Raw genomic sequence first — 19,488 nt, forward strand, 5'->3', positions numbered from 1 at the left:
AACTTAGCTGTTATATTAAATTAGCTGTTATATTAACTTAGCTGCCATATTCCCACTTGTCCGTCATGCAGTTTGGGCACTTGCCCCAGTACACGCCACGGCATGGTGGTGCCATGAAAATCGCTGCCAACCGACACCCGTAAGCCATGTGCTGCAATGGCGCGGTCAATCATGTGCCGTGTGGAAGGCGGCTCATTGCTGGCAGGTAGCTCGACCGCGTCACCGCCTGCTTTGGCAAAATCCGCCAACAGGTTACGCACTTTGGTCGCGCTCAAGCCGTAACGCGTTGGGTGCGCCAAGGAGGCTTTGCCGCCGCACGCATGGATCAAGCGCACGGTGTCGGTAAGGCTCAGGCCATCAAGTGGTACGTAGCATGGCTTGTAGTCGGCAAGATAGTGGCTAAACGCGCTTTGTACGTCTTTAACCATGCCAAAATCAACCATCGTGCTGGCAAGGTGCGTACGCCCAACGGCTTTGGGATTGTGCTGCGCCTTGACTAGTACCGCTTGCCACAATTCATCAACGGGCTGCTTAAAAACAGCCGCGATTTTTTGGCAAATTGCATAGCCGCGGCGTTCACGCTGGTCTTGGATCACCGATAACCGCGCGTGCATGGTGTCAGTATCATCAAAGCCGTAACCCAGCACGTGCAGCACGATTTGGCTATTTGCTGATTTTTTGCTGTAACCGCCTGTCACACGGTGGCGGCAGCTGATTTCAACCCCGTTTAGCAAGGTCATGCCCAGCTCGGCGGCGGTTTGGTGGGCTTCGGTCAGTCCTGCAACGCTGTCATGGTCGGTAAGTGCCAAGACGTGCACGCCATTGGCATGGGCGCAGCGCACGACCTCACTGGGCGCAAAACTGCCATCCGAGCAGGTGCTATGACAATGCAAGTCTATCGGCAATGATGTAAAACTGGGACTGGCGGCAAATAAAGCATGGTGTTCGGGGCGCGGTGCGTGCTGGCTAAATTGGTTCACAGATTAACCTTAGGCTGAACGATTTTACCTTGCGATTTTAGCACAACCGTGTAAACTAGCGGCTATTATTTGCACTTGTCTGTGTACTTGGTGTTTGACAAAACGGTTGTAAGGGTCGGCTATGACAGCATTGCTGGATTTTATCCCGTTGATTGCGTTTTTTGTGGCAGCAAAGCTATATGGCGTGCTGGCAGCGGCAGGCGCGATGTTGGTTGCGACGCTGATTGTCGCGGTGATTCACGCGGCGCGCGCAGGTGGTAAACTCACGCGTCAGCAATGGGTCACGGTCGTGCTAACCGTGGTGTTTTGCGGCTTGAGCCTTGCGTTTCATGATGACACGTTTATCAAATGGAAATCTACGGTCATCAACAGCGTATTGGCAGCGGGGCTGTTGGTTAGCGTGTTACTTGGTAAGCCGCTCATGCAGCTGGCATTGGGGCAGGTGTTTCGCCTGTCGCCTGCAGGCTGGCGCAAACTGACATTGGCATGGGTGGGTTATTTTGTGCTGATGGCGGCGTTGCAATACTACTTTGCGTTTTTTACCAGTAATGCAACGTGGGTTAATTTTAAAACATGGGGCTGGCTGCCTGTCATGCTGGTGTTTATGGTTGGGCAGTTTGCACTATTAAAAAACCATCTCAATCCCGATTTGGCAAAACCACAAAAATAAGTTTAACTATTTAAACATAAGGAAAAACCATGGCGTTATTTGTTTTGATTTGTCATGATGCACCCCAGACCGCCGAGGCGCGCCAACAACATCGTCCTGCCCACCTAGAACGCCTTGCAGCATTAGATGCGGCAGGGCAATTACGCTTGGCAGGCCCTACCCCTGTCGCCCATGGGGTCAGTGAGGTCACAGGCAGCGTGATTGTGGCGGATTTTGCTGACGAAGCGGCAGCGCAAGACTGGGTCGCGCAGGAGCCGTTTTTGCTGCACGGTGTGTATAGCCACGTTGATATCAAGCCGTTTGTGCAGGTGTTACCCAAGGCGTAAGATTGGCTATATTTTTTGTGGGATTGAATGTTTGATCGCTTGTTGGGTCTAAAGTTTTTTAGGTCTAAGGCGTTTTGGTTTGATAGTTTTTTGGGTTGAAAGGTAGGCAGCGGTGCAAGGTAGCCAAAAGCAAGATGGCAAACACAACCAAATGATGAAATGGGCGCAACAATCGGCTTGTGGGCTGTTGCTACTGGCGTTGCACATACCGACGTTTGCCGCGCCACAAGTGATCGTCAATCCTAACGCGCCTGCCTCTGCCGTGGCGGCAACCAAAAGCTTGCCCACGCAAAACCCCAATCAGCCGACACTTGCTCAGCTCAACCAACCCAGCGCACCAGCCTTGCAACAAGCCAATGAACAACTATTGATGGCAAACGCCGAACTTAAACGCCAAGTCGATAGCCTCGCCACCCAAGTCAATGTGCTGGTCCACGAACGCAGTGGCCAGCTGTTTATGTACGGTGCGGTCACCGCGTTGCTTGGTGTGTTGGTTGGGCTTACGCTGGGCTGGCTGGTGTTTGGGCGCAAGGGACGCTGGTGATGGCTGATTTGTCAAACACTGATCTGTCAAACGTTCACGCTATCGCCCCTGCACAAATCGACTGGCAAACCGATGATGGTGGTCATGTTGTGCCGATATCGGCGCGGTTTGGTGATGTGTATTTTAGCCGCGCCGATGGACTGGCAGAAAGCCAATTTGTGTTTTTAGACCACAACCAACTGGCACAGCGCTGGGCAGCGTTGCCCGATTACGGCTATTTTGTGGTGGGTGAGATTGGCTTTGGCACGGGGCTAAATGTGCTAGCCGCATGGCAACTGTGGCGGCACGTGCGCCCCGATAACCACAGTCGGCTGCATATCATCACTACCGAAAAATACCCACTGCAACGGGCGGACTTGGCGCGCGCCCTGGCAACATGGACACCGCTTGCACCCTTGGCGCAGCGTTTGCTTGACAATTATCCGCCGCTGTTGGCAGGCTGCCATCGGCTAAATTTTTTTGATGAACGCCTGACGCTGGATTTGTGGTTTGGCGATGCCATCACAAGCCTGCAGCAGTGCACGGGACAAGCGCGTGTCGATGCGTGGTGGCTTGATGGTTTTGCACCTGCGCGTGATACGCGGCTTTGGTCAGACGCGCTATTTGCCCAGATCCGCCGCTTGTCCAAAGCAGGCACGACGCTGGCAACGTTTAGCGCGGCGCAGGTTGTCAAATCGGGTCTACAGCGGCAGGGCTTTGTGCTAAGCAAAGTTAAAGGCTATGGCAAAAAACGCCACATGCTCACGGGTGTATTGCCCAAAAATCCGCCACCCGTGTTGGCAACGGCGCGTTTTCGCCACAACAAAAAAATCGCGCCGTTTTGGCTGCCGCTACCCTTTCGACAAGATTTTTATCATGCTACCTTACGGCATACATCGCGGCGCAAGCACACGCTCGATACGTTGCCAGACTTAGTACCCACCAATCATCGTGCGCTGACGGTGGCGGTGGTTGGCGCAGGTGTGGCAGGGCTTGCGGTGGCGTATAGTCTTGCACAGCGTGGACATCGTGTGTGGCTGCTGGATCGCGCCCATCCGCTGGCAGGCGCGTCGGGCAATATCCGCGCCCTACTTGCACCCAAGCTACACAATGTCACACGTTTTGATGACAACTTGCACCTCATCGGTTATTTGGCAGGCTTACGGTTTTATCCCGCCTTACAGGCGTTGCTACCACCGCATGCCGCGCCCGTGCTTGAGCGCGTCGGGGTTTTGGATTTATTGGCGCACCAACGCCGCGCCATTGACAGCGATGCACAAGCTAGCGTGGCGGATTTTGCTGTACCATTAGATGACAAGCAGGTGCAAACCTTGCTCGATGGTAAAACCCATGCCATACCGCCCACCCAAACGCCCGATCCGCAAGCGACCCAACAAGCAGGCTGGTGGCTTGCTGACGCAAGTTTAATCAACACGCAAATATTTGCCGAGGCGGTACTGCGTTTACCACATATCACGTTTTGTCAAACGACCTTGCAAAGCCTACAACAAACAGGCGACTGCGTTACGTTACAAACGGTCACGCACGCCAACGCCCAACCCATGGATCTACCGCCCACTTTTGACCATGCCGTGCTATGCATGGCACGTGACACGGCAGAATTTTTGCCGCATGTGTCACGGATCAAATACAGCCGCGGACAAATCAGCTGGTTTGCCTTGCCTACCGATGATGACAGCCTGCCGCCATTCGCGCTAAAATACGGTGGCTATTTGGCAACTTTTGGCGATACACGCCAGCGTTATGCCCTACTTGGGGCTAGTTTTGTTCGTGGCACATCCGATACGCGCACCCACGCTGCCGACCATGAGGCGAATTTAGCCACATTGCAGCAAGCTTTGCCAACACTGGCCAGCCAGCCACTGTTTGACAAAAACCGTCTGCCAGATTGGCAAGGCCGCGCCAGCCTACGCGCCCAAACCCCCGATTATTTGCCAGTGGTTGGACAAGTGTGGGCACAGCCAAACGACACGCACAGCCGCGTGTGGACATTTGCCGCGTTGGGCTCAAAAGGCTATGCGTACGCGCCGATTTGCGGCGAGTTTTTGGTAGGTTTGATGGGTGGTGAAATGCTGCCACTGCCGCGGCATTGGTTGGCAACCTTAAGCCCGAATCGTAAAGCGTTGCGCTAACGCTTGCCAACGTGGTTTAACCAGCGGTTGGTGGTGTTGATCGCGCGCGTTGCCGCAGTATTGTGCCATACACCCACGCCCGTAGCGCATTGGGTAGCAGACGCACAGGCACACGCATCGCAAGATTTTTGGCAACTTGCTGCCAACTAACAAAGCCTTGCCGATAAAACGCATGCTGCATCTGCCATTCAAGCCGCGCATACTGCCAGCCGCCGCGCCGCTGATACATCGCCGCACCTGCCCGTGCATATACCAACACATTGGGCAAATTGGCAAAACGCGCACCTGCCAACAGCAGCCGCACCCACAGGTCATAATCCTCATACAGCGGCGCGTGACGATAGCCGCCAACTGCCAGTACCGTCGGTTTGTGCAGTGCCACCGTCATGTGATTAATGGGGTTACGCGATTTGGCATAGCGCGCGATATCAGCATGGCAAAGTGGCACGGTTTTAAGCGTTTGCGCGGTTGCATCGGTCGGCGGCTGGCTGCCTACAAACTCCAGCACTTGCCCGCCCAAAACGCTGATATCAGACTGGGCATTGATAAACGCCACCTGCTGGGCAAACCGCGTCGGCACACAGATGTCATCGGTATCCATCCGCAGCACCCAATCATGCGTACAAGCGGCAAGCCCGTGCTGCAACGCACGCCCTAAGCCAACATTACACGCCAACGGCACGATGACCAATGGCAAACGCGGCTGATATTCGGCAATGACCGCGTGCAAATCCGCGCTCACCTCACCGTCAAGCACCAACACGACCTCATCGGCGGCAAGCGTTTGCGTGACAAGGCTTGCCAAACATTGCGCCAAATACGCCGCCTGCTCAGCTGCGTACAGCGACAACAGCACCGAAAACTTCACCCATTGCCCTCCGTTAGCCCATTTGCGCCAGCCACGCGCGTGCCACATCAGGCTTGACCTTACGCGCAAACCAAAACCCTTGTGCTTGTGCTGCCATCAATGTCGCGCGGTTCAGATACAGCGGACTGTTGCCATGGTTAAAACTTTTATCAAACACAATATAGCGTCTATTGTCACCGCTCAGCGTGATTTGCCCTGCCAATTGCTCACTGACCAAGGTTTGCAAAAAATGCTCATCGGGCACCAGTTTTTTGGCAAAAAACGCTTGATAATCAGCAATATACGGCAAAATTTTTTGCCAATCGCAGCGCGTGACTGAAAACCACTGTGAGCCAAAATACACAGGCGCAGGATATGGCAAAATTTTTGCCCGCGCCTGCTGCAGCTTAGTCAACACCTTGCCTGCCAACTTACGTTGCCACGGCGTGTCAGCATGTAGGCTATCACTGACCAAACGGTAGCCATATTGTGGCGCGATTTGGCAGTTTAGCATCATGGCATTGCCACGCGTCTGCCAATCGCGCGCAATCACGGCAAAATCTTGCAACACCACATCTTCACCGCTGACCAAATGCAAAAATTGATTGTCAGCATTTGCCAACGCTGCGGCAAATAAATTCACTGTGGCCTGAATTTGGCTAAAACCGCCCCAGTACACCGCCACACGCTCGCTTAACACATAAAAATTGGGCAAATCTTTTGACGTGATATTGACATCGCTTTTTGCATCTACATGCACATACACATTGACCGATGGCATGCGTGCGGCAAACGCCTGCCAATAATCCACCGCTTGGTGCGCCTGTACCAAAATCGCGTGGCGGTTTGCGGTCATACGCTGCCCTCACGATTAGGCGCGTCAATATCCACCAGCCGAAAGCCGCGACTGACCAAAAATTGATACGCCTCGACAAACTGTTGCCACAACACGCGGTTATACACCAACGTGATACGGGTGCGTGGCAAGTCTTTGAGCGTGAAAACCGCCGTGCTCATGAAGGTATAAATTTCAATTACTTGGTTGGGGTATTGGCGCAATTCAGCCATGACATAATCCTCGATGATGTTGTCAGTGGCAAGCACGGGCAACAACGCGCCAAAATCCAAGCGTTCGCGCGGATGTGGTACAAACGCATCGATGGCAAAGCGCGTGACCATGGTTTGCACCAGTTCGCGGTATGCCGCCTCACCAATAAAAGCGTCCAACCCTTGGCCAAGTAGCAGCCGCTTGACGGTTTGGTCAGCTTTATCTGTTTTATCAATGGGCTGATTATGGACAAGCGGTGACGGCAAATCCTTGTATAACGCAATGGGGATCGTATTTGCGATGACGTTTTTTTCATGGGGGAAAATCGTGTAATGCGCCTGCGATGCTGCCAACACCGCACCGACATCGGCATAGCGCACACCGAGCAATTTTTTAAACGCTTGCATGGCACGGGATTTGGGCAACGGCTGATGATAGCTAGAGTTGGGAAAAATATTTGCCGTGCCATCATCAAACGTGTATAGCTGGTGAAAGTTAATTTTTGCCATGACATATTGCAAAAATAGCACATCGATACTGGCAAGATACACGCGCTCGACAAATTGTTGCCACAGATTGAGCTGCTTTAAGGTGTGTTTTAGCTGATGTAATGTGGCAAACCGCTGCTGCCACGTTTGGTTTTTGAGCACAACAAAAGCCGCTTGATCGCACACGGCTTGCAACTTAGCAAAGTAATACCGATGTTTGGCGTGGTCAGCATACGGCAAATACAAGCCGATGATCTGAGCAGGCTGCGTGATCAAGTCCGCGATAATACGCTGAGCAATCAGCACCTGTAGCGGCGTGATACAAATAAACACATGGCGTTGGGCGATAGATGGTGGCATGATTTATACAGGCTCAATTCGTTTGGTCAGATGGTACAGCAGCGGCAGCAGCACGGCATTGCTGGCAAGCGTCGCCAAAGGCACCCACGTCAGCGCAAGGCTACTGGTGTATGCCAACACCGCGACATATACCAGTGTCGAGAGCATGGACGCGGCGGCAATTTGGCGGTTTTTGCCATGATAAAACAGCACATTGACCCACAGCAAATACGGTATCAGTAGCATAAACGCCGCGGTAAAACAAGCGACATAATACTGACTGTCCGCAAATGCCGCCCCCAACAGCCACCCAAACAGCGAACGCGGCAGCAACCACACCACCCCTGCGGCAATAGGGGCGAGCAGCAGGCTCATCAGCCCCCAACGATGCAACCGCACGATAGGCATACGCCGCGCTTTAAATGCCTCATACAGATACGGCACGGCCGCGCTATTGACGGCCATGATAACGACACTGACCGCACCAGCAAGCTGCACACCTGCGGCATACACACCCAAATCCGCCGCGCTAAAACGCTGATACACCCACACGCGGTCAAGCTGGCCCTTGAGCGTGTAGCTGAGCGCGTGCAACACCAACGGCAGCCCAAGCGCGACGATATAGCGCATCGCCAACCACAGCCGCCGCTTGCGCCAGCTAAGGCGTATGCCCAGCCGCGTACGCATGAGCAGCCACGCTAGGCAGGCGGTGATGGCTTGTGCCAACACGATGGCCAATAGCCGCGCCGCGACTTGACCGTCCGCGCCAGTTGCCACACGATCAGCCGTCATGGCAGAAAAAAACATCACCGTCAAACCAACGTTGGTGGTTGCCAGCAACAGCTGCAACGCCAGATAATCCCACGCGCGTTTTTGGCATTGGCGCACGGCAAGCTGGCTTTGTACCAGACTTTGCCCCAACGCCAACAGCGTGCTATAGCCCAGCAGCTGTGTATTGAGCGACAGCTGATTGCCAAGCAGCGCACCTGCCACAACCAGCCCACACGCCACCACCGCCCACAGACCAACGCTCAGCAGCGCGCCTGCCAACACCACATTGCCCAACCCGTGTTTGCCATACACATAATAGTAGCGCGTGATGGCAGCGTTTTGCGACAGGCTAATAAAAATCAACAAAAACGCGCTAACGGCGGTATAAAACGCCAACGCGCCAAACCCTGCCACTCCCAACTGACGCGTCAGATACGGCAACAGCACAAACGGCACAGCTTTACTCAGCAGCTCACCTGCCACATAAATCGCGCTGTCTTTGACCATACCTTGGGTCAAGCGTTTGCGCCAAATCTGCGCCGTACTTGCCAATGTCATTGGGTAGCTGATCTAGATTAGTGCTCGCGTTCGTCAGTTGGTTCGGTGGCAAGCACATCCCAGCTGACGGCGGTATTTGCCGCAATATCTGTCGTCACGCGTTTGCCAATGATGGCATCATAAAACTTAGGCGACACGCCAAAACCAGGGCGCACGCTGCGGATATGCTGCGCTGTGACGACCTCGCCTGCCTGCATGTCTTGCACAAAATACAACGAACGGCGAAACTGCGCGTTGCCTTGTTCACTGGACTTGCGCCCATAATCTACCCGTCCCAACGCTTGCCACGCCGTATAACTATCGCGGCACAGCGCTGCCAACTCATCGGCCTGTAATGAAAAACTGTCATCCGCGCCGCCGCCATTACGATCAAGCGTGACATGTTTTTCGATGATGCACGCGCCCAACGCAATACTGGCAATCGCCGTGGTATTATCCAGTGTGTGGTCAGATAAGCCAATCGGCACGCCAAACGCGGTTTGCATATCCAACATGGTGCGCAAGTTATAATCGGCAGCAAGTGCAGGATAACCGCTCACGCAATGTAAGAGCGCAAGCTGCCGACAGCCGCCATCATACGCCGCCGCAACTGCCTCACCGATTTCATCTTTATCCGCCATACCTGTTGAGATAATCAGCGGCTTGCCCGTGCTGGCAGCATAGCGAATCAGCGGCAAATCCACCGCCTCAAATGAGGCGATTTTGTAGGCAGAGGCGTTTAGCTCCTCGAGCAAATCCACCGCCGTGCTATCAAACGGTGAGCTAAAAATCGTGATACCCACTTGACGCGCATACTCAAACAATGGCTTGTGCCAGTCCCATGGCGTGTGCGCCTCGCGGTATAAGTCATACAACGTGCGTCCATGCCACAAACCGCCATGAATCTGAAAATCTGGCGCGTCACTGTTTAAGGTAATCGTATCGGGCGTATAAGTTTGCATTTTGACCGCGTTTGCGCCACATGCTTTTGCCATATCAATGATTTTATAGGCATTGTCTAGGCTGCCGTTGTGGTTGGCAGACATCTCAGCGATGATATACGGCGGCTCGCCTGCGCCGATTTTGCGCCCATCAATGCTAAGCGATGTAGTAACTGGTAAAGGCGCGGTTGGGCTAAAATTGGGGATAGATTGGGTCATGGCTGGCTGATAGGTTCACATTAAAATAAAAAGTCTTGCGCCGCCAGCACAAAATTTAGCACCGTTGGCGCGCTAGTGTCTGTGTCAGGCGATTTAGGCAAAATCGTGTTGCTTGGCTGGCAAGATGGCACAAAGCCCAACTTGCGGTGCAGCGCGATGGACGCGGTATTGTGTGCCAACACCTGCGCATCAATCACGGCTGGTGGATTATCGGCATTCAATGCATCTGCCAATGCCAGTACCGCCAGCGCAAAGCCCCACCCCTGCCCACGCGGACAATCGGGCGCAAGATAAAACCCCCATGTGGCGCGTTTGGTCTGTGTTGCGCCTGCGGTCAGTGTCTGATACGGTACTGCTTGGCAGGTGATATTGACAAAACCCATCGGCTTAGCATCGATCAAAAACATCAACAACCGCACATTGGGCGCGGCAAGCTGACGGCTAAACCAGCGCTGGTGACTTGCCCACGCGATAGTATCTTGCCCAAACATCCATTGGCGCACCGCGTCATGATTACGCCACTGCCAAATTTGGCGCATGTCCTCAACCGTTGCCCGACGCACGCGCGCATGGCACAAACGCGCAGCATAGCTCATGGCATTGACCACCCGTGTCGCACCGCGCCCATCGACCAACGCAGCAGCACGACGGCTCAACGCAGCATAATCGTTCAATACCTGTGCCAGCGCGTCTGGCAAGTCATCTGCCAGCTGCTCACGCGCACACACCGCCACCACACGCGCTTGTTGCAAGGCGGCAGCGATATGGCGTTGGTTATCCGCCAGCACCAACAACACACTGGGCAAACCCAAACAGCAACGCTCCCACGTCGTGCTGCCTGCCGCGCCGATGGCGATATCCGCTTGCGCCATCAACTCTGCCATGTTATGGGCATTGATAATGACTTGACAATCAAACGCTGCTGTTTTGGCAAACGCCTGCACGCTAGCACTGTGTGGTGCGGTCTTGCCCATGACCACTGTGACGTTCAATGCTTTGCTGTGATCCATACAAGCATTTAGACATTGCAAAATTTTAAGCGTGATATTGTCTTGATCCACACCGCCTAGATTCACCAAAATCGTGTTCGGCCTGGCTTGACGCTTGCGCCTGCTCAGACTTGCTTCTCGCCATTGCCGAAACTCATCGCGCAATAACGCATAGCGCGTACCAAGCAATAAGCGGCAATTGCTAGGCACAAGATTTTGATAATCACCAAGTTGTCGCCCAAAATTTTGGTCAAGTAACACATCGCAATCATGCGCGCGATCGGCCAAATCATCAATCACCAAGATTTTGACGTTTGGCAATAAGTGTCTGGCCCGTTGCTGCCACGGTTTGGCCAATGCGTAATGGTCGATGATAAGCCAATCGGGCTGATAGTCGGCTAAAATCGGCTGACAATCGGCAAAGTCATTGGCTTCACTCACGCCAAGCCACGCGCTGTGAGCATACGCCATGCCAGCGTTTTGGTCACACGCCGATGGGCTGGGTGTTGCCAACCCAAAAACCTCATACCCTGCCTGCGCAATCACCGCCGATAAATGCCCGTCATGCGCTCGGCAAATAAACGCCACCGTATGCCCTGTTGTGCGCAATACCTCGGCAAGCGTCAAGCAGCGCATGACATGACCACTGCCAATCGCTAGGCTGGCATCGGCTCTAATGATAACACGCATCGTCCGCACCATGCCGCAAGCGGTACACCATCTCGGCAAATTGCCAGTCCGCTTCCTCATCAATATCAACCACACTGTGTTTAGGCAACACAAAGCCTATCGCATGGTTATGAATCGATGCCTCCGTCAGCCATGTTGCCGCCTTGCCCCAATAAAACTGCCCTGCGTCATGATACGCCTGTGGCAAATCCTGCGTTCGGCTTTGCTCATATTGGCCAAACACACTGGCAAGCTGCTGATGCGCATCAAGTTTTAAGGCGCGCAAAATATTGGCATCAAACGCCAACACGGGCAAACAATACAAACTGTCGGATTGTTGCCAGTTTGCCAAACTTTGCGCAAGTACCGACACGGGCAACAGCGGCGTGCACGGGTACAGGCAACAGACATTGGTGGTCGCGGACAAACCCAAATCAGCGATAGCATGCCGTATCACTGCCACTGTGGTGGCATGATCATCGGCTAACTTGGCAGGACGCACAACAACCTGCGCGCCATGGGCGTGCGCGATATCAGCAATGGCAGCGTCATCGGTGGATACATAAATTTGGTCAAACAACTGGCTGGCTTGGGCAGTGGCAATGGCATGGGCTAGCATGGGTTTGCCACAAAAGTCTTTGCTGTTTTTGTGTGGAATGCGCTTGCTACCACCACGGGCAGGGATGATACAGCTATTCATAACGCGCTTGTCGCCTGTTTGGTTGCATGATTTAACGCATCTTTTAATGTGGCGATCACGCGATCTTGCTGCGCGTCGGTCAAATCATAATACAATGGTAAGCTGATTGCACCTGCGTAGTACGCTTCAGCATGGGGAAAATCGCCGACCTCAAAGCCCATCGCGCGGTAATACGGTTGGGTATGCACAGGGATATAATGCACGTTTACACCGATGTCATGCGCGCGCAGTGTATCAAACACCGCGCGGCGCACGTTGGGCGCGACTTGTATCGGATATAAATGCAGCGCGCTGACGTTGCGTGAGTCGCGGTGCGGCAAGCGCACACCAAACGCCGTCACCAAATCGGCAAGCTTGTCATCATAGCGTTGTGCCAGTGTCTGCCGACGGGTGATAAATGCTTGTAATTTGTCAAGCTGGCTTAGCCCCAACGCGGCTTGCAGTTCGGTCATGCGGTAGTTAAAGCCCAATTCAAGCTGCTGATAGTACCATGCGCCATCAGGTTTACCGACCATGTGGGCAGAGTCACGCGTGATACCGTGGCTACGCAAGCGCAGCATATGCGCCGCCAGATCCTCGCGGTTGGTGGTTGCCAGTCCGCCCTCTGCCGTGGTGATGATTTTGACAGGATGAAAGCTAAACACAGTGATATCACTGTACTGGCAATTACCAACAGGCGCGCCGCGATACTGCGCCCCCACCGCGTGTGACGCATCCTCGATAACAGCAAAACCATACTGCTTTGCCAACGCCCCGATGGCAGCCATATCGCACGGCTCGCCTGCAAAATGCACCACCACCACCACCTTGGGCAAGCGATGCTCCCTAGCCGCCTGTGCCAGTTTGGTTGCCAATGCATCCACCGATAAATTGCGCGTGACGGGGTCAATATCGACAAAATCTACCTGCGCCCCACAGTACACACCACAATTTGCTGAGGCGACAAACGTGTTTGGCGTGGTCCACAGCCAATCACCCACGCCCAACCCCAATGCCAAACAAGCGATATGCAGCGCAGAAGTCGCGCTATTGACCGCCACGCCATAGTTTGCCCTCACACGGCTTGCCAGCGCGCGCTCAAACTCTGGCACACGCTGACCTTGGGTCAAAAAATCCGACGTAAGCACCGCCACCACCGCGTCGATGTCCGCGTGGGTGATGTGCTGGCGACCATAGGGTATAAACTCGGGCTTGGCGTTTGGCATGGTGGTTTTTTGGTCTTTGTGTTGGTTGTTTGGCAAAAAAAATCAAATCTGCCCAATACTGTGAGCGTTTGCGTCAATCCACGCGCGCAATGTCTCAATATCCATCCAGTCTGGATTGGTATCGCTGGCGTACACAAAGCCCTCGGGCACGCGCTTGCCGTCTTTGATGCGCTCAGGTGAGTCGCCCCAGCCGTTGATTGCAGGCAAAATTTTGTAATAATCGGCGTATTCAAACGTGTGCAGCGCATCTTCACTGCCAATCATCTGCTCGTGGAGTTTTTCACCAGGGCGAATGCCAACGATTTCTTGCCGCGCATCGGGGGCAATCGCGGTTGCTACCTCCGTCATCAGCATCGATGGAATTTTTTTGACATAAATCTCACCGCCGACCATATCGGCAAACGCATGCCAAACCAGCTCCACGCCTTGCTCCAAAGAGATCATAAACCGTGTCATGCGCGGATCGGTGATGGGCAACACGCCACGGTCTTTGATGGACAAAAAATACGGAATCACCGAGCCGCGCGAGCCCATGACGTTGCCATAGCGCACCACGCTAAAGCGTGTGCCATGTTCACCCGAATACGCATTGCCCGCAACAAACAGCTTATCTGAGGCAAGCTTAGTCGCGCCATACAGATTGACGGGGCTACTGGCTTTGTCGGTTGAGAGCGCAACAACTTTTTTGACGCCTTTATCAATACAGGCATCAATCAAATTCATTGCGCCCATGATGTTGGTTTTGACGCATTCAAACGGATTGTATTCAGCGGTCGGCACAATTTTGGTCGCCGCCGCATGCACCACATAATCCACCCCATCAAGCGCACGATACAAGCGGTCTTTGTCACGCACATCGCCAATAAAAAACCGCACGCGTGGGTCGTTTTGGTAATGCTTTGCCATCTCCCACTGCTTCATTTCATCGCGTGAAAACACAATCAGCTTTTTGGGATTATATCGCGCCAACGTCATCGGTACAAAGGTATGTCCAAACGAACCTGTACCACCTGTGACCAAAATCGTTGCATTGTCAAACTGCTTCATTTACCACCACTCTTTATGTTTTCAAAAAACCTAGCGCGCGCCAAAGCCTGTCAGCATGGTTTGCAACGTCTTAATCACAATCAAACTATCTAGTGCCAGCCCGATATGCTTGATATAATAAAAATCGTACTGCACTTTGAGCGCGGTTTCATCCTCATTGCTCGCATAGCCTTGCGTAACCTGCGCCCAACCCGAAATCCCTGGTTTGACAATATGACGATAGTTATAAAACGGAATGCGCTGCTCAAACTCACAGACAAAACTTTGCTGCTCGGGGCGCGGACCAATCAAACTCATATCCCCTTTTAGCACGTTGATAAACTGCGGCAGCTCATCAATGCGCGTTTTACGGATCAACTTACCCACACGGGTGACGCGCGCGTCATTTTCACTGGCAAATTTTGCCCCATCGCGCTCGGCATCCAAGCGCATGCTGCGAAATTTATAAATGGTAAACAGCCGCCCCCCTTGCCCAACGCGCTGCTGGGTAAAGATCACCTGACCTGGGCTCTCTAAGCGGATCGCCAGTGCGGTCACCAGACAAATTGGCAGCACAAGCGGCGCAGATAGCAGCACCGCCAAGCTATCGAGCATTTGTTTGATGCGCAAATAGCCCTGCGAGGGCAGCAGCGAACCCAAATCGTTCTCATACAAATGCCGAATGGGCAGCCGTCCTGTCAAGGACTCGAGCACCTGACGGTTATTATACACCGCACGCCCGTGCAATGTCTGCTCAGTCAAAAACCGTTGCCACGGCTCATCAAGCTCAGGCGCGGACAAATCGGCCACAATGGCTTGCACGCTGCGGTCTTGTTCAGGTGTCAGATGCGGTGTATCCAGCCGCAACCAATGGATGGTCGCCGCATGGGTGACATGGTTTGTCAGTGTGTGAGACAGATCTTGGCACCCACCCAGCGGAATATACGCCAAATAACGCGTCCGCAGCGCCTGCTCTAGCCACACCGAGGCGACAAAAAACCCCAAGCCAAGCACACTTGCAAACGCCAAATAATACAATGAATACGGCAACCGCAGCACCAGCAGCACGCCTGCCAGCAGCAGCGCCACGCCAAGCAGCGTCGGCAGTACCAGCGTGAGCGCGCGCTGACCGGGAAATTGCGCCAACCGCCGCAGCGCGAACGTCGCAAGCAGCACGCCTAAGCTTACGATAATCAAGCTATTAAGCTGGGTATCCAATAAATCCCAACGCAGCAGCCGCCCCCGCCAACGCCACCACGCAGGCAATAGCGCGATAACCGCCCAACCCACCACCAAGCGCACGCCCACCCAACGCCACAGCCCCAAAATTTGCGTTGGCAGCCATGCCCACGCGCGCCGCCCCGTACCCACCACCTCAAAAGACGACGGCGCAGGTTTTGGCGAATAGGTAGGCGTATCGGACATAAGCATTTTAACCTAAAATCAGCTAACACGGCTCACACAGCTGGGGCACAGGCAAGCATGACGCGCCTTAACGCGGCGTTAAACCTGTTTTGGCAGGATTTGCCTTGCGCCATGCGACAAAATCTTGATACAGCGCACCAAACACAGCAGGATTTTGCTGGGCCAAGTTACCCAAATCAATGTCGATATTATCGCAGTTTTTGCGGTCACGCACCATCACACACGCCGCTTGCACATAACGCAGCGCGCTTGTCGTATCGCCTTGGTATGCCAACATTTGGGCATACGCCAGCATATTAAACTGTGACGAATCAAGCCCCATCACGTTATAAAACAGCCGCGTCTTATCCGCAATATTGACCGCATTGACAGGCACGCGCATGGCAAAAATACGCTCCTCATACGGCTCAAAGCCCCAAATCTGCCGATACGGCGGCACACTTTGGTCAGTGAATTTGTGGTTTTCATGGCGCACAAACTGGCTATAGTCCAAATAATTACGCGCCAAAAACGTCTGCACATAATACCCCAGCACACCTAGCACCGCCGCCAGCGCGCACACCAACCCACGCCGCCCGATCGCGCCCGCGCTGATACCCACGTTAGCAGGCAGACGCAGCGCATATTGGCGTTGGTCAATCAGCGCGACAAACAGCGCAAACACCGCCAAATAGCGAACATACCACAGCGGATATTCCACACTGGCATACAGTATACTTGCCCACACAAACGCCAACGCCGCCGCGCTCTCACGGCTATGGCGCGTGTGCAGCGCGCGCAGCAGCACCCACGCAATCGGCAAGCACCACGCCAGCCCAATCACACCAAGCTCTGCCAACAGCATACTGACAAAATTGTGCGTATGGTCGGCGATTTCTGGCCATGCAAACGCTTGCGCGTAGTCAATGCTTGCGCCCATGTAGTTGTTCCAACCCACGCCCGTGATCGGATGCTCAGCAAACATCATCAGCCCACGCGCGTGCATTGCTGCCCGATTACCCTGCCCACCTGCCAAGCGACTGACCGCGCCCAACGCATTGGCTTGCCCAAGGCTACTAAGCCAGCTTGCCGCGACATAATACAGTAAAAACGCCGCCAGCGTACCACCCACCAATGCCGCCTTACGCCGCCATGCCAACGGCTGCACGGCAAAAAACACCACCGCCACAATGACCGCCATGCCAAGCCCTGCACGGCTTTGCGTCAATGCCAAGCCAATGCTAAACGCGACAAACCCAAGCATCAGCCCCACGCGATACACTTGGCGATACCGCCACGTTGCCACGCGCTTGCCAAACAGCTGCCCATCGCCAAACGCCTGCTGCAACAAATACAACACGCCGCACAATGCCAACACAAACGCGTACGCGGTGTGGTTGGCTTGCCCAAAGTTGCCATCAAAGCGCGTCGGGTTTGCCGTGCTACGCGCGATAATCCAGCCCTGCCACGCGATTTGATACTGCAAAATCTGCATGATTTGAATGGCAAACGTCAGCACCGCCATGACAAACGCCGCGCCAAACACGCGCGTCAGCAGCCGCGCTTTATCCGTCACATTGCTGGCAGCGGTGGCGACCAATGCCACGATCAACAAACCGCCGATGGGAAACATCAGCGCGTGCGGATAGCGGATATCGACGATCAGCGACTGCACGCCAATCCAGCCTGCCAGCCCCAACCATGTGACGACCGACAAGCCGACATGGCGCAGCCGATGTGTCCACCAAAACGCCATCAGCCCCAAGACGATCCACGCCACCGACCAGCTATTGACCAAAAAATCGCGCCCAATCGGCGAATGCCATGGCAACAGATAGCCCAAAATCGCCATGCCCATGCACCACCCAAGCCAGCGGCTGTTGTCTTGTGGCGGATGGGTGGCGGATTGTGCCAAGGGCGGTGGCGGCGGTAAGGTGTCGGTGTGGGGGGTGTGGGGTGTATGGGGCATGGCAATCCGTGGTGGTGGATGGCAAATAACGGGGTTGATTTTTGATGGGCAATAAAAAATGCCAAACGGGGTAGTTTAGCATTTTTATTTAAGGTTAGACAGATTGGCGCAAGTTTTTATTGCCATGGGCGCAAATCGACGATTTTAACCACCTTGCCACCCGATTTTTTATCAATCAATACCGTCATGTCTTGTGCGTTGGCTTTAAGAGGAACAAAGCTATCTGCCGTAGGATATTGGCTTAATATTTTTTTTACATCATTTTCATCGTTAAATTTATTAAGTTCGTTCAGAGGCTTAGCTCGCTTTACGATTTGCTCATAAGCCCTCGATAAAGGTTGATAAAGTTCTGGGCGTTGTGGTGGAGCAATCCCATATTGTATTTCGTCAAATAATATCTCATTTGAAAGTTCAATATTAGTCTTAGGCACAACACTAGCAACATACTTCGGTCGCCCGACGGGTACATGTTTATATTCAGATTTTGCTTGAGCTAGTTTACGCTGGTCAATATCGTTCGTTCTCACTAACTGAAAACGATCAACATCATAAGCAATCCAAGCAGGCTTTCCTTGATACATAGTATACAAACCATAGCCTAGAGCCAACAACTGAACCGACAAAATAACAGCTAAGTCAAATCTCAATGTCTTCTTGGGCTTTTTGTACACAATAAATGTCAGCACAGGTCCTAGGATTGCATCAATTGCCAACATCATAAGGTACAAATGATTTACTCCCACCGCTTTTGCTAACGGCGAAGGATACCAAACCCCATAAACCAATAATATGCTTAATAATGCACTGACAGCACTAAACAGTAAATGCCAACCAAATGCTTTGATTTTTTGCTGAAATAACTGCTTATTCATATTTGCAACTTTTTTGAAAGCAATAAAAACCCCATCACTAGATGGGGTCTTATCGTTTTTATACCACTATCCGATTGACAGCAGATAGATTAACGGCAGTTAGATGGAGCTAGTTTTGGCTCAAGTGTACCAACAGTAGCGCCAGAAACTTTTGCGGTTGCACCTCTAGCCAAACACTGCCATTGGATCGCATCGGTAGGTGGGGTATAAGCTTGAGTTGAGTCAGGCAGCGCAGCAGGGGTTGCACCACTGAACGGTGCTAGAACCAAAGTACCGTTATCTTGTACAGGCTTATCATAGGTAACAGTAATTTCACCATTTGCATCATTAATTGCAACTGTCTTAACGTTAGCAGTTGCACTTGGTGCGGTCCAACCAAGGCTATATTGTGCAGCGTTCGAAGCATTCTCAGTTACAGAAGTTTTAGCAGAAGTCGCTAGTGACAGACCTTCAGTTACTTTAGAACGTTTCATGTAGTCTTGATACGCAGGCAACGCGATCGCAGCCAAAATACCGATAATCGCCACAACGATCATCAATTCAATCAATGTAAAACCTTTTTGAGCGTTCATAATGAACTCCTTTGTAAAAAATCAGTGATACGGTTGGGCATCTGCCCGTTTAGCTTTAAGCCAATCCACCCATCGGCTTTTTGTGTACTTGGTCAATTGTACATTTGATGGATCGATTGTTTTACCTCTACCTATAACCATGCATATCACGTGCCAACTTGGGCATGGTGGATTTTTGGCAGTCAATGTGACAATTTTTGTCAGTTGGGTGACAAAAATTGTCAGTTGGGTGACAAAAAT

At 53.0% G+C, this 19,488-nt stretch carries 18 protein-coding genes; 4 read left to right on the forward strand and 14 right to left on the reverse strand.

The features are described 5' to 3' along the window. Window positions 1-32 precede the first annotated feature (32 nt). On the reverse strand, window positions 33-905 hold the full coding sequence (locus MA2_RS03395; RefSeq protein ID WP_067056642.1) for a PHP domain-containing protein: 873 nt from the start codon (window positions 903-905) through the stop codon (window positions 33-35). Window positions 906-1,101: 196 nt separating this feature from the next. Here MA2_RS03395 and ispZ point away from each other — a divergent pair, with 196 nt between their 5' ends. From ispZ to mnmC2, 4 genes are all read left to right on the forward strand, one after another. Continuing rightward, complete coding sequence (gene ispZ / locus MA2_RS03400; protein ID WP_067056534.1) at window positions 1,102-1,650, forward strand: septation protein IspZ; 549 nt, start codon at window positions 1,102-1,104, stop codon at window positions 1,648-1,650. Window positions 1,651-1,679: 29 nt separating this feature from the next. Next, window positions 1,680-1,976 (forward strand): YciI family protein, encoded by a 297-nt coding sequence (locus MA2_RS03405; RefSeq protein ID WP_067056536.1) that lies wholly within the window; start codon window positions 1,680-1,682, stop codon window positions 1,974-1,976. Window positions 1,977-2,088: 112 nt separating this feature from the next. Then, entirely contained in the window at window positions 2,089-2,520 is a 432-nt protein-coding gene (locus MA2_RS03410) for an SH3 domain-containing protein (RefSeq protein ID WP_067056538.1), read from the forward strand. Next, a complete protein-coding gene (mnmC2, locus tag MA2_RS03415) occupies window positions 2,520-4,652 on the forward strand; it encodes a tRNA (5-methylaminomethyl-2-thiouridine)(34)-methyltransferase MnmC2 (protein WP_067056541.1) in 2,133 nt (710 codons plus the stop codon). The genes MA2_RS03410 and mnmC2 overlap by 1 nt, the downstream gene beginning before the upstream one ends. A 16-nt stretch (window positions 4,653-4,668) precedes the next feature. Here the strand turns inward: mnmC2 and MA2_RS03420 are convergent, their stop codons facing one another. The 13 genes from MA2_RS03420 to MA2_RS03480 form a co-directional block, all read right to left on the reverse strand. Beyond that, complete coding sequence (locus MA2_RS03420; protein ID WP_079352115.1) at window positions 4,669-5,568, reverse strand: glycosyltransferase; 900 nt, start codon at window positions 5,566-5,568, stop codon at window positions 4,669-4,671. Then, window positions 5,534-6,355, reverse strand: coding sequence for a beta-1,6-N-acetylglucosaminyltransferase (locus tag MA2_RS03425; RefSeq protein WP_067056544.1), 822 nt, complete (start codon window positions 6,353-6,355; stop codon window positions 5,534-5,536). The genes MA2_RS03420 and MA2_RS03425 overlap by 35 nt, the downstream gene beginning before the upstream one ends. Continuing rightward, window positions 6,352-7,395 carry a glycosyltransferase family 52 gene (locus MA2_RS03430; protein WP_067056547.1) on the reverse strand — a complete coding sequence of 348 codons (1,044 nt, stop codon included), beginning with the start codon at window positions 7,393-7,395 and terminating at the stop codon, window positions 6,352-6,354. Before MA2_RS03430 ends, MA2_RS03425 begins: the two co-directional genes overlap by 4 nt. Before the next feature lie 3 nt (window positions 7,396-7,398). Further along, window positions 7,399-8,703 carry an oligosaccharide flippase family protein gene (locus tag MA2_RS03435; protein WP_067056550.1) on the reverse strand — a complete coding sequence of 435 codons (1,305 nt, stop codon included), beginning with the start codon at window positions 8,701-8,703 and terminating at the stop codon, window positions 7,399-7,401. Window positions 8,704-8,720: 17 nt separating this feature from the next. Further along, a complete protein-coding gene (pseI, locus tag MA2_RS03440; protein ID WP_067056554.1) occupies window positions 8,721-9,842 on the reverse strand; it encodes a pseudaminic acid synthase in 1,122 nt (373 codons plus the stop codon). Window positions 9,843-9,862: 20 nt separating this feature from the next. Next, window positions 9,863-11,521: a UDP-2,4-diacetamido-2,4,6-trideoxy-beta-L-altropyranose hydrolase gene (gene pseG / locus MA2_RS03445; protein ID WP_079352129.1), complete on the reverse strand. Its 1,659-nt coding sequence runs from the start codon at window positions 11,519-11,521 to the stop codon at window positions 9,863-9,865. After that, on the reverse strand, window positions 11,505-12,200 hold the full coding sequence (pseF, locus tag MA2_RS03450; RefSeq protein ID WP_067056556.1) for a pseudaminic acid cytidylyltransferase: 696 nt from the start codon (window positions 12,198-12,200) through the stop codon (window positions 11,505-11,507). Before pseF ends, pseG begins: the two co-directional genes overlap by 17 nt. Further along, window positions 12,197-13,441 (reverse strand): UDP-4-amino-4,6-dideoxy-N-acetyl-beta-L-altrosamine transaminase, encoded by a 1,245-nt coding sequence (gene pseC, locus MA2_RS03455; RefSeq protein WP_245945307.1) that lies wholly within the window; start codon window positions 13,439-13,441, stop codon window positions 12,197-12,199. Before pseC ends, pseF begins: the two co-directional genes overlap by 4 nt. A 6-nt stretch (window positions 13,442-13,447) precedes the next feature. Further along, a complete protein-coding gene (gene pseB, locus MA2_RS03460) occupies window positions 13,448-14,452 on the reverse strand; it encodes a UDP-N-acetylglucosamine 4,6-dehydratase (inverting) (RefSeq protein ID WP_067056559.1) in 1,005 nt (334 codons plus the stop codon). A 30-nt stretch (window positions 14,453-14,482) separates the two neighbouring features. Further along, on the reverse strand, window positions 14,483-15,856 hold the full coding sequence (locus MA2_RS03465) for an exopolysaccharide biosynthesis polyprenyl glycosylphosphotransferase (RefSeq protein ID WP_067056562.1): 1,374 nt from the start codon (window positions 15,854-15,856) through the stop codon (window positions 14,483-14,485). Between the two features lie 67 nt (window positions 15,857-15,923). Next, window positions 15,924-17,804, reverse strand: coding sequence for a PglL family O-oligosaccharyltransferase (locus MA2_RS03470; RefSeq protein ID WP_245945306.1), 1,881 nt, complete (start codon window positions 17,802-17,804; stop codon window positions 15,924-15,926). A gap of 116 nt (window positions 17,805-17,920) precedes the next feature. Next, the gene (tfpZ, locus tag MA2_RS03475; RefSeq protein WP_067056565.1) at window positions 17,921-18,676 is read right to left on the reverse strand and encodes a TfpX/TfpZ family type IV pilin accessory protein; all 756 of its coding nucleotides are present in this window, start codon (window positions 18,674-18,676) and stop codon (window positions 17,921-17,923) included. 89 nt (window positions 18,677-18,765) lie between these two features. Beyond that, entirely contained in the window at window positions 18,766-19,248 is a 483-nt protein-coding gene (locus MA2_RS03480) for a pilin (protein WP_067056569.1), read from the reverse strand. Between the last annotated feature and the right edge of the window lie 240 nt (window positions 19,249-19,488).

It is taken from the genome of Moraxella atlantae NBRC 14588 (assembly GCF_001591265.1).
GTDB lineage: Bacteria > Pseudomonadota > Gammaproteobacteria > Pseudomonadales > Moraxellaceae > Faucicola > Faucicola atlantae.